This is a genomic window from Rossellomorea sp. H136, from assembly GCF_056838065.1.
On record NZ_CM166371.1, the window covers coordinates 4,055,795 to 4,067,232 of the forward strand.

12 protein-coding genes are annotated in these 11,438 nt (G+C 41.1%); 5 read left to right on the forward strand and 7 right to left on the reverse strand.

Going from position 1 to position 11,438, the window contains the following annotated elements; translation table 11 throughout:
- Positions 1–287: 287 nt before the first annotated feature.
- Positions 288–1,616: a sodium-dependent transporter gene (locus ACYH0O_RS20605; protein WP_149157610.1), complete on the forward strand. Its 1,329-nt coding sequence runs from the start codon at positions 288–290 to the stop codon at positions 1,614–1,616.
- 443 nt (positions 1,617–2,059) lie between these two features.
- On the opposite strand, the gene ACYH0O_RS20610 is transcribed toward ACYH0O_RS20605, so the two are convergent.
- On the reverse strand, positions 2,060–3,277 hold the full coding sequence (locus tag ACYH0O_RS20610; protein WP_482629122.1) for an IS110 family RNA-guided transposase: 1,218 nt from the start codon (positions 3,275–3,277) through the stop codon (positions 2,060–2,062).
- Positions 3,278–3,634: 357 nt separating this feature from the next.
- Between ACYH0O_RS20610 and ACYH0O_RS20615 the strand changes: the two genes are divergently transcribed.
- Positions 3,635–4,006 carry a helix-turn-helix domain-containing protein gene (locus tag ACYH0O_RS20615; protein ID WP_482630137.1) on the forward strand — a complete coding sequence of 124 codons (372 nt, stop codon included), beginning with the start codon at positions 3,635–3,637 and terminating at the stop codon, positions 4,004–4,006.
- Between the two features lie 177 nt (positions 4,007–4,183).
- Here ACYH0O_RS20615 and ACYH0O_RS20620 read toward each other — a convergent pair whose 3' ends face one another.
- Together ACYH0O_RS20620 and ACYH0O_RS20625 are read right to left on the reverse strand one after the other, a co-directional pair.
- Positions 4,184–5,353, reverse strand: a complete 1,170-nt coding sequence (locus tag ACYH0O_RS20620) for an aminotransferase (RefSeq protein ID WP_482630138.1) — start codon at positions 5,351–5,353, stop codon at positions 4,184–4,186.
- Positions 5,350–5,850, reverse strand: coding sequence for an Lrp/AsnC family transcriptional regulator (locus tag ACYH0O_RS20625; RefSeq protein WP_482630139.1), 501 nt, complete (start codon positions 5,848–5,850; stop codon positions 5,350–5,352). Before ACYH0O_RS20625 ends, ACYH0O_RS20620 begins: the two co-directional genes overlap by 4 nt.
- 199 nt (positions 5,851–6,049) lie before the next feature.
- On the opposite strand from ACYH0O_RS20625, the gene ACYH0O_RS20630 reads away from it, so the two are divergent.
- The gene (locus ACYH0O_RS20630; RefSeq protein WP_482630140.1) at positions 6,050–6,958 is read left to right on the forward strand and encodes an alpha/beta fold hydrolase; all 909 of its coding nucleotides are present in this window, start codon (positions 6,050–6,052) and stop codon (positions 6,956–6,958) included.
- Between the two features lie 133 nt (positions 6,959–7,091).
- A complete protein-coding gene (locus ACYH0O_RS20635) occupies positions 7,092–8,255 on the forward strand; it encodes a MalY/PatB family protein (protein WP_482630141.1) in 1,164 nt (387 codons plus the stop codon).
- A gap of 146 nt (positions 8,256–8,401) precedes the next feature.
- Here the strand turns inward: ACYH0O_RS20635 and ACYH0O_RS20640 are convergent, their stop codons facing one another.
- The 3 genes from ACYH0O_RS20640 to ACYH0O_RS20650 all read right to left on the reverse strand — a co-directional run bounded on the left by ACYH0O_RS20640 (position 8,402) and on the right by ACYH0O_RS20650 (position 10,269).
- Positions 8,402–8,932, reverse strand: coding sequence for a superoxide dismutase family protein (locus tag ACYH0O_RS20640; protein ID WP_482630142.1), 531 nt, complete (start codon positions 8,930–8,932; stop codon positions 8,402–8,404).
- Positions 8,933–9,111: 179 nt separating this feature from the next.
- Complete coding sequence (locus ACYH0O_RS20645; RefSeq protein ID WP_149157603.1) at positions 9,112–9,315, reverse strand: hypothetical protein; 204 nt, start codon at positions 9,313–9,315, stop codon at positions 9,112–9,114.
- Positions 9,316–9,528: 213 nt separating this feature from the next.
- Complete coding sequence (locus ACYH0O_RS20650; RefSeq protein WP_482630143.1) at positions 9,529–10,269, reverse strand: peptidylprolyl isomerase; 741 nt, start codon at positions 10,267–10,269, stop codon at positions 9,529–9,531.
- Between the two features lie 95 nt (positions 10,270–10,364).
- Between ACYH0O_RS20650 and kapB the strand changes: the two genes are divergently transcribed.
- Positions 10,365–10,763 (forward strand): kinase-associated lipoprotein KapB, encoded by a 399-nt coding sequence (gene kapB, locus ACYH0O_RS20655; protein WP_482630144.1) that lies wholly within the window; start codon positions 10,365–10,367, stop codon positions 10,761–10,763.
- Positions 10,764–10,808: 45 nt separating this feature from the next.
- Here the strand turns inward: kapB and kapD are convergent, their stop codons facing one another.
- Positions 10,809–11,429 carry a 3'-5' exonuclease KapD gene (gene kapD / locus ACYH0O_RS20660; protein ID WP_149157601.1) on the reverse strand — a complete coding sequence of 207 codons (621 nt, stop codon included), beginning with the start codon at positions 11,427–11,429 and terminating at the stop codon, positions 10,809–10,811.
- Between the last annotated feature and the right edge of the window lie 9 nt (positions 11,430–11,438).

Below are 11,438 nucleotides of genomic sequence, written 5' to 3' on the forward strand. Positions count from 1 at the left end.
TTGTGAACGTTTTGTTACAATTAGTATACTACATAGTAGAGAAATTTCCAGCCCATTCATCATGTTTTTGACTACTTTTCTAGATATTAGGTAAATTGTAATGTTTTCAAACGTTTTCACACATAATAAATGGAAATACATGTGGCCATATTTGTTCCCTAACACTTATTTGATGGCATTCACCCCCATATTTCTTATATATTGAAAATTTAAAAATCCGGTGTACAGAGGGTGTAAAACATAGTACGATTGAAAAATCTTATTTTTTCGAAAGGAGGATCTTAATCTTGGCCAAAAAAGAACAATGGACTTCTAAGATTGGATTCATTTTGGCGGCTGCCGGTTCTGCTATAGGGCTCGGTGCCATTTGGAAATTCCCGTATATGGCAGGTGCAAATGGAGGGGGTGTCTTCTTCTTACTCTTTATCCTTTTCACCGTTTTGATCGGTGCACCCATTCTTCTGGCAGAGTTTGTCATCGGAAGACGGGCGGGAGCCGACGCCATTACTTCCTATAAAAAATTGGCACCTCATTCTTATTGGCATTGGATCGGATATTTAGGAACGGTTGTTTCTTTTATCATATTGTCCTTTTACAGTGTTGTAGGCGGATGGATCCTTTCTTATTTGGCCCGGAGTGTGACAGGCTCATTAATCGGGAAATCTCAAGAGGAGTACGGAATTTTATTCGAGAGTATCATTGCAAATCCAAAAGAAGTGCTGATTGCACAATTCCTCTTTATTGTCATTACAATACTTGTCGTACAAGGCGGGATTCAAAAAGGGATTGAACGGGCAAGCCGTTATATGATGCCGGCATTATTTATCTTATTTATTATTTTAGTGATCAGGTCCCTTACCTTGGAAGGTTCGATGGAAGGTGTCCGCTTCCTGTTATTGCCTGACTGGAGCTATTTAAATGGGGAAACGGTTTTACTTGCGTTAGGACAAGCGTTCTTTGCACTTACGGTTGGACTTTCTGTCATGGTGACGTATGCATCCTATCTTTCAAAAGAGGACAGCATGCCAAGATCCGCCATCAGTGTATCCGGATTAAATATCTTTATTTCATTATTGGCAGGATTGGTCATTTTCCCTGCTGTGTATGCCCTTGGTTTTCAACCAGATGAAGGACCGGGAATTGCCTTTGTAGTTCTACCAGCCGTGTTTAATGAAATTGCATTTGGTGGCATTTTCTTAACAGTGTTTCTGATTTTACTGTTGTTTGCAACCCTGACTTCTGCTTTCTCCATTCTTGAAATCGGAGTCGCTGCCCTGTCGAAAGGGAATCAATCGAAACGAAAGCCATTTACATGGTTAATAGGAATCCTTGTGTTTTTTGCAGGTATTCCAAGTGCCCTTTCATTTGGTGTATTCGGAGATTTCCTCATTCAAGGAAAGAACTTCTTTGACTTTGCCGATTATATTACGAGTAATTTTGGATTGCCGATCGGGGCATTATTGATTAGCATTTTCGTCTCCTACCGATTAAAGCGAGAAGATGTATGGAGCGAAATCCAATCTGGTTCGTCTATATCACCGGCCCTGTTCAACAGCTGGATTTTTCTATTGCGCTACATCGTACCAGTAGCCATTATACTTGTTTTCATATCATAAATGAGGCGACTGGGACAAAAGTTTTTTAGTCTAAGTCAAACCCGAACAAACCTGCTTCTTAGTGTGCAGATTTGTTCGGGTTTATTATTTATTTTCGAATCATTTGATTTTAGCTGTTTCCAGCGGTTGATTGGAGGGCAAGACGAAGACTCCTACGGGAAAGTAGCTTATGTGAGACCCCGCAGGCTTGCCGAGGAGGCTCACGGGCTACCCGCGGAAAGCGTAGTCTTGCACGGAAATCATTAGCGGTATGAAGAACCTACACTTCTATTGTTCGTCTTTTTATCGTGGTTTTTTAGTTTTGTCCCAGCCTCTTTTCCTACGATTAGTCAAGTACTAAATCATAAGTTGTAGGATTATTCACTATTATTTGTGCATAGGAAATAAACCTCAGCTATTCATAATTTTAAACTGAGGATATTCATGGTATACTAAACTACATATTATTGGTCCATAGAGACCGCGTGCGAGTAATCGTACTTTGTATTGTTCCTGACCATGGAATATATACATTTTAGTAGCTTATTCATGCAAGCTACAGTGGCAACCTTATCCTTTTTGGAGATAGGTTGCTTTTTTAATTTGTAATAATAATCAACGATATGATTTGATCCTGCTTTTTGTTGGCGGATCATGTTCCGAACAATGAGATATAAAATTTTTCGTCCTTTAGGATTTCCTCGTTTATTAATATGATCTTGTCCTGCGTATTTTCCAGACTGATATCTTCGAATATCAATACCCACAAATGCGTTGACTTTTTTATGATTAGAAAAGCGAGAGAGGTCACCAAACTCACCGATAAAAAGTCCTGCGCTAATGTCACCCACCCCAGGGAGACTGATAAGTACTTCAAACTCAGGAAGCTTTTTTGCCTCGTTAATCAACTGGTTAGAAACGTGTTCTTTTTCCTCTAATAAACGGAGGAGTTGTTTTGCATAGTATTGAACTTTTGATGTTTGAATACTCGCTGAAGAAATAGCTGGATAGGATTCCTTGGCGTATTCTATTATTTGACTTGCCTTCTGTTTAGCACGATTTTCTGAAATTCTTTTCGTGGTACTTTTTTTCAAAAGGTTCTTGATTTTTGTTTGGCTCTTTTCTAAGACAAAGTCTGGATGAGGAAATAGGTCCATCAATGTTAAGGAGTAGGGTGTCATTTTACTCGAGAAAAAGTGTTCAAGCTCTGGAAAACTTAATTGTAGTGCATTATGCAAGTACATTCGCATACGTTTTTTTTCTTCCTCTATTTCCTGATAAAAGCGAGAAAGATCCCGGAGTCGACTATATATTTCTGGTTGTTGGATTTTTTCTACTCGGCAATTTTGTTGATGAACTTGTGCTAATTTGTGAGCATCATGCTTGTCCGTTTTCCAGCTTCTTAGAGTCCCTTGTTCTAGTTGTTTTTTTGCCTCAAGAGGGTTTAATAAAGAGTAGTGCAATTGGTTCTTTTGACAAAAGGTTTCAACTGGTTTTGAATAAATACCTGTTGATTCAAAAACAAGAATAGGTTCTTCAGAAAGGTTTCCGATCTCATCAAGCAGCGTTTGAAAACCAAACTTATTATGAAGAAATTCCCCTTCCGAAAGACAGGTTTGACCATCGTAAATCACTTTGTAGCTTTTCCCCATAGAAATATCTAAAGCAATTACTAATTCCAAATATTTTCCCTCTCTTCGTTGTCCTTTTGAAAGACCTTCACTTATTCATTTTGATTCTAATTTCCTATACACGAGCTCATGGCCCCAACATACTTAAACCTGATTCAAAAATGAAAGTGAAGAGGCTCGGTTTTTGATACGGATTCGAAATCCTTGAGGCTTTGGTCGAGCTTTCTTTCACTTCTCACTATAACTCTAAAAAGAAAAATAGTGGGTAAAGACATCCGTCGATGACTTTACCCACTAATCTTAGTATGTTTTTTTTAACATTTTGTTCACGAGAATCCGGGCTATTTTTTTCCATATGGTGATAAACTGTAGATATAAGGAAGGTATTCTATGGGGAGGGAATTAAGCATGTCACACTTTGGTGAGAATTTAAAACGGGTCCGCGAAGAGCGCAAACTATCTCAACAGGAGCTTGCTTTAAGGGCCAGACTAGGCACAAAGACGATTGAAAAGTATGAATCCGATCTTCAGATTCCCGATACACAAACGATTCTAAAGCTTTCTACTGTACTTGATATACCTGCTTCTGAACTATTGGAACGGGAAGTGAAAGATCATCCTCCAACAGGGGTTGACGCTGAAATGGAGCAACTGATCAAAGAGTTGGGGCCCAAAAGAACAAAGCTGATCCTCCGTAAGGCAAAGGAATTCTCTGAAAAAGATTTCCTGCGTGTGATGCAAATGATGTATGAACTGAAATATGAAAAGAGCGAAAGCTAAAAATTTTTATGAAATAATGTATAGACAGTGAAAAAAGGGGTCATACTGAAAATAAGCTTTCTAAGTATTCCCCCTTTTGTTTTCATTTGTTGGACGATATTTTATCGTCCTATTTTTTTTGCCCAAATAAAAGGTGCCAGGCACAAATGTTCTTTTGTGCCTGGCACCCTTCATTTTCTAACTATGATTCTCAACAAACCGCTTCATCCGTTTCACGGCTTCCTGCAGTTGCTCCATACTTGAGGCATAAGAACAACGAATATATCCTTCTCCACCTTTACCGAACACATTACCGGGTACAACCGCAACTTTTTCTTCCAAAAGAAGCTTTTCAGCAAATTCCTCTGAAGACATTCCTGTTTTTTTAATGGAAGGAAACGCATAGAATGCTCCTCCTGGGGTGTGGCAGGTTAATCCGAGTTCATTTAGGGAGTCAACAAAATAGTGTCGTCGATGACGATAACTTCTCTTCATTTCCATCACATCTTCCATCCCTTTATCGAGTGCCTCCACAGCAGCATGCTGAGCAGGGGTTGATGCACACATCATGGCGTATTGATGAATTTTAAGTAAGGATGAAGCGATTTCTTCAGGAGCACAAATAAACCCCAGTCTCCAGCCCGTCATGGCAAACCCTTTTGAGAATCCATTGATTACAAGGGTTCTTTTTCTCATGTCCTTTAAAGAAGCAATGGACACGTGGCGATGATCATAAGCAAGCTCAGAGTATATTTCATCTGAAAGGACAACTAGATCATGCTTCCGAATCACCTCTGCTAATTCTTCCAGGTTCTCTCTTTCAAGGACCGTCCCCGTTGGATTATTAGGAGAACATAATAAGACGGCTTTTGTACGCGGAGTGATGGCAGCTTCGAGTTCTTCGGCTGTGACTTTAAAGTCATTTTCCGGCTTGGTTCCGACCGTTACAGCTACTCCACCTGCCAATTGAACAAGAGGTACATAGGAAACGAAGCCAGGTTCCACCACAATGACCTCATCTCCTTGATCAATGATTGCCCGCATACTGATATCAAGGGCTTGAGAGGCACCGACCGTCACAATGATCTCATCTTTAGGATCGTAGTCTACGGAGTAGCCCTCTTTCATATACGCGGCAATCTTCTCCCGTAGTTCCAGTAGGCCTGCGTTCGCTGTATAGGAGGTATAGCCTTGCTCCAAGGAAAGAATCGCAGCTTCCCTAACCGTCCAGGAGGTAATGAAATCAGGTTCCCCAACCCCTAACGAAATGACCCCTTCCATATTTGCTGCCAAATCAAAGAATTTCCGGATACCGGAAGGCTTTAAGTTTTTCACAGATTGAGATATGTAAGATGTCTTTGTTTTCATGGAGACACCACAATTCGTTTATCTTCACCATGATCACCAAAGATGGTGCCGTCATGTTTGTATTTCTTCAATTGAAAATGAGTTGTTGTAGATAAAACGGAATCCAGAGTAGATAGTTTTTCAGAAACGAATGTAGCAACTTCATGCATGGTTCGGCCCTCCACCGTTACAGAAAGGTCATATGCCCCAGACATTAGATAAACACTTTTCACTTCTTTGTAACGATAAATACGATGGGCCACTTCATCAAATCCCACTCCCCTTTTCGGAGCTACTTTCACATCGATCATCGCCGTTACCCCTTCATGACCTTCTACTTTGGACCAATCCACAACGGAACTGTATCTCACAAGAACATTGTCTTTTTCAAGCCTTTCAATCGCATTCTCTATTTCCTCTGTTGTTACTTGAAGCATTTTCGCTATATTCTCTGTGGAAATCCTGGCATCTTTCTGTAAAATCCTTACTAAATCAAGCTCCATTTCTCTTAGTTGCATTCTGCTTCCTCCTCATCACCACTAAATGTTTTTATTATATCAGAAGTAACTGTTATGAAAAGAGGCATCCTCACTTTAAGTCTATTTTCCCCATTACATCCATAATTACAATTGGATATGAGACAACTTTTGAATCGGGGTGTTAAATGCAGAAATAGGGGTAAAATATCTGTAAACTAGTAGAGAGGAGTGACGAAGTATGCAAGAACAGGATTTTGCAAAGGTGGTTCAGGTGAATGGTGCCAATGTTTATTTTGAACATCATCAGCATCCTACAGCCACGGAAACCTTCGTCCTTCTTCATGGATTTCTATCATCAACCTTTAGCTTTAGACGGCTTACGCCTCTTTTGAAGGAAAGGTATAATGTCATTTCCATCGATCTACCTCCCTTTGGGAATAGCGAGAAAAATAATCGATTCATCTATTCTTACGATAATCTGGCCAACACGGTTATCGCCTTGTTAGACCACTTGAATATAAGCAATGTCCACTTAACGGGTCATTCAATGGGTGGTCAGATCGCTCTGAACGTGATGAAAAAAGCACCTTCCCTAGTCGAAAAGGGCGTACTCCTGTGCAGTTCCGGCTATCTCAAGAAAATGAAGTGGCCTGTCACGATGCTAAGTCATATTCCTTTTTTCCATCTGTATGTAAAACTTTGGCTTACACGCTCAGGGATACGGAATAATCTTGAAAATGTTGTGCACGATTCAAAAATGATCGATGACGAAATGATGTTCGGGTATCTGAAACCATTTCTGGAAGATGATATTTTCAAGGCATTGACGAGGATGATTCGAGATCGTGAAGGAGATTTAACGGGGAACGATTTGCGCAACATTCAAACACCTTGCCTCCTTGTTTGGGGAGAACATGACAGAGTGGTCCCCTTATCCACTGGACATAAGCTGAAACAGGATATCCCGAACTCGAGGCTGGTGGTTTTAGAAGAAACAGGCCATCTCGTCCCTGAAGAGAAGCCTAAAGAAGTATTGGAACACATTCATCAATTTGTAACCGCCCCTCTTGAAGGAATTAATGAGGATTCTCAGACACAGTCGCTATACAAAAAAGGACTTTCCCAAACGCTCATATCTGAAACGTAGGGAGAAGTCCCTTTTTTATGTTAGATGTTAAATCTACACGATCCGCTATAAGGATAAACAAATCATTTTCATCTTTTTCGATTACATCATATGATTATATTAGGCATTACATATTTAGAAAGGGGACAAATTGATGAGTAAATTCGAAGATATCATCAACCGAAAAGGGTCTTCCTCCGTAAAATGGGACCTGACGAAGACGGTGTTTGGGAGTGACGATGTTCTGCCCATGTGGGTGGCAGATATGGATTTCTTGCCGCCACAAGATGTTTTGGATGCCCTGCAGGATCGGCTGAAACACGGGATATTTGGTTACACCTTTGTTGGGGATAAAACGGCAGCAAGCATTAAGGAATGGGTCCAAAAACGTCACGACTGGGACATTGAGAAAACGTGGATCCAATACAGTTCAGGAGTCGTGCCGGCGATTTCGACCATTATTCAGGCACTTACTGTTCCGGGAGATAAAGTCCTCGTACAATCCCCTGTCTATACTCCTTTTTTCAGCCTGGTGGAGGATAATGACCGGGAAATTGTAAATGCTCAACTGGATTATGGTGACGGAAGCTATTCTATCGACTTTGGTGTGTTTGAAGAATCTTTAAAAACAGGTGTAAAGCTCTTCTTATTATGTAATCCACACAATCCGAGCGGTCGGGTATGGAAGAAAGAAGAGCTAATGAAAATAGCTGAATTATGCCATCAGTACAATGTCGTGATCGTGTCGGATGAAATTCATTCAGATCTGGTTTATGAAACTCATACCCATATTCCACTCGCATCTCTTAATGACTCGTACAGAGATATCACGATCACGTGCATCGCACCAAGTAAAACCTTCAACCTTGCAGGATTACAGGCTTCAGCCATGATCACTCCCAATCCGGCTCTCCGGGAAAAAATCGCCGCCATTCATAAAAAACAGGGCTTCTTCACTCTCAATACGTTTGGGATTGTCGGAATGGAAGCAGCCTACCGCTATGGTGAAGCATGGCTGGAAGAAATACTTGCGTACCTGCAGCAAAACGTGAGGGTCACGAAGGAATTCATTAGAGATCACCTGCCTGACCTCCAATTGGTGGACCCTGAAGGAACCTATTTGCTCTGGATAGATTGTACAAAGTTGGGACTCTCTGATGAAGAGCTGAAGGAGCGTCTATTGGCCAAAGGAAAACTCGCATTGGAACCCGGAACGAAATACGGACCAGGCGGGGAAGGCTTCGTACGTATGAATATTGCCTGTCCACGAGGTACGTTGATGGATGGTTTGGAAAGATTGCGAAAAGCTTTAAGCTAATGTAAAAAACGGGAAGATGCGACTTTTGTCGGCTAATCTTCCCGTTTTTTTTGTTCTGTAGGGGTGAAGTATCGTTTTTGCCAATGGGCTTTATTTTCACATTTACTTGTACCAGATACACACTATATTACAACTTAACACTCATTCTACTTCTCCTTATCACTCACAATCTCCCCGCAGGCAATACGTTTACCGGAATCGCCTGAAGGCTGGGTCATCCCATCGTCTTTGTTTTCATCGATGATCAAAGAAGTCCCCTCTTTAGTGAAAAGAGATGTCTTCCCTTTCGTCAAGGTGACTCCACCTGCCATCAGCTTGACTTTTGCAATGCCATCATCCTCGACAATGATGTTAGGAAGATCTCCTCCATGTGCTCCCTCAGGATGAAGAAGTCCATGTTTTTTATCATCAGGATTGAAGTGATTCCCTGCAGTTACAAAATCCGGTCGTTCACATACACCTTTTTCGTGGATGTGAATCCCATGTTCACCTGGCGGCAAACCTTCCAGATCCAAGCCGACTTCCACTCCATCTGATTTCTCTTGCAGGGTGGCTTTTCCGAGTGAATCCCCGTTCTCATTTTTCAATTCCACTTCGACCTTTTTTGGATTTTCGATGGCACATGCCCCAAGTAATATACTTATCATGATCATATATAATAGTGATGATTTTTTCATTGCGCACTTCCTCCAAATTTTGCATACTCTTCCACCATTGTTGACGTTTGAGGGAAAAAGTATTCCTCTTTTTCACCTGAAAAAGAAGCTATTGGTTCGGAGGCGGTTTTAGATAATAGTCGTGTTGAATCAGCACAACAAAAAAACACGCCTATACATGTAAGCGTGTTCCACTCTTTTTATTCTGTTTCCCTTTTGTGCTGCCCCGCTTCCTCTTCCATCTTCTTCGTTTTCAATTCTTCACGTTTTGAAACCTTTATAATTAAACGGAACGTCAATAAGGCAGCTATTAAGAAGATGGCCATTGTAATGCTTGCAGGGATATATTCCGACTTATCTTCAGGAAAGTATAGAAATAAATTTAATACATAATAAGAAAGCATCGTAAGCTCCTTTCAAAAAACAAACTCTTCGTCTATTATACCAACACTGTAAAGGACAAACCAACTTGAAATCGCTACGTTTTTAACGATTTATTGAACAGGCTATGAAACAAGCCTCGACAATTTCCGAGGAAATATCCGTTTACCCCTTATAGAGCTTTCATCCAAAAAAAGAGCCCTAAACCCCAAATAGGGTTTAAAGCTCTCTCACTACTATTTTACAACCTTAATATTTTCAATCACGACATCTTCTTTTGGAAGATCATTCGCACCTACTTCTACATTGGCAATTTTATCGACGATGTCCATTCCTTCAACCACTTGACCAAAGACCGTATGTTTTTGATCAAGCCAAGGGGTTCCACCATTCTCCATATATGCTTCAATGATTTCTGCAGGGAAACCAGCTGATTTCATTTGCTCTTCAAACTGTGGGTCGATGTCATCCTTCTGCACGATGAAAAATTGACTTCCATTCGAATCCGGGCCGGCATTTGCCATGGACAGGGCACCACGAAGATTGAATAATTCAGGTGAGAATTCATCTTCAAAGGATTCACCATAAATACTTTCCCCACCAGTACCGTTTCCGTTCGGGTCTCCCCCCTGGACCATGAAGTCTTTGATCACGCGATGAAATTTAAGTCCGTCATAATAGCCGTTTTCACTATGAGTGATAAAGTTTTCGACGGTTTTAGGTGCCTGTTCAGGGAAAAGCTTGATCTTAACCGTTCCCATCGAGGTTTTCATTTCTACCAATTTTTCGTTTTCAGCAACTTCTGTTGTAAGCTGAGGGTATGTCATTGTGTCATCTCCTTTGGAATCTTCTGCCGTATTCTTGTTTTCTTCTGTTTGTTTCGTTTCATCTTTAGTGGTATCTTCCTTCTCTGTTTGTCCACAAGAGGCAAGTACTAAACCTAATAAACACAGGGTCACGATCATCAGACGCTTCATATATGTACCTCCACATGTTACCTTTATAGTAGTTCTTTCAACATTCATTCCGCTTTCATTATAATAAAGATTGAAGTATTAGAGGAGGTTTTTTTATGAAAAACATACAAATTGGTGATTATGTCACAGCTTTTTATAAAACGGGCAAGTATATCGGGGAAGTAACAGGAGAACGGCCAGGAGCCTATGTGGTGAAGATTCTCTCCGTCTTGAAGCATCCACGGCAGGGAGATTTACACAATCCTCAGGAAGTGGACGTTCCACTGTTTCACGAACGAAAGGCTCTTGCACACCGCGAGCAGGCGAATATGCCGGAAAAGATGGTAAAGCCGTTTGACGGGAACATTCCAGATTATAATGAATCACTGGTCTCTGCATACTTTACACTGAAGAAAGAGCTGGAAGAAAACCCAACCCCTCACGCCCGAAAGAGCCTCGAAGTGCTCCAATCCATCCAAAGAGAATACGAACTGATGTATAGCCTGACATTTTAAACATAAATGAGGGACGGACCTTCCTTAGGTCCGTCCCTCATTTCGTTATGCAAGCTGGTTGTAAAATTTGGACAGGTCAATTCTTTCCCCGATGGTGGTTGGCTCCGCTTTATCGAGGTATTTTTTGTCTTTTTCGACCAGATTGTAGATATGGTGGGTGGTGAGGGCATCATCTAAAGCTTTATGATGCTTTCCGACTCCTTCCCTCCCGTATTCCTGGACTGCTTTCCATAGCCCGGTTTGGTTTTGATCACCAAAGAATCGTTTATATTCCATGGACAAGTCGACGAATTGAGCTTGGAAAGGAAATGGAATGCCGGACTGTGCACAGTTATCACGCAGAACCTTCATATCCATGTTTCCCCACGTCACTACTTTGTCGATCCCTCTTGCATTCAACCCGGAAAAATAGTCAATCAAACATTGAAATGAGATTCCCGAATCGACTTCCTGCTGGTTAATCGATAAGAACCGTTTACAGCGGTTGGTCAGTTTGGGAAACGCAGTCGGTTTCACATAAGATGAAAACGAATTGGACACTTTCCCTTTCTCAACCACCACGACACCGGCTTCAATAATCTCAGGAAAAAAACCTTTGGGGACTCTATGTCGTTCCGGCATAGAAAACTCAAAATCTATAAACACAAGTTGTTCCGGTTTCGCCACTATACTCCC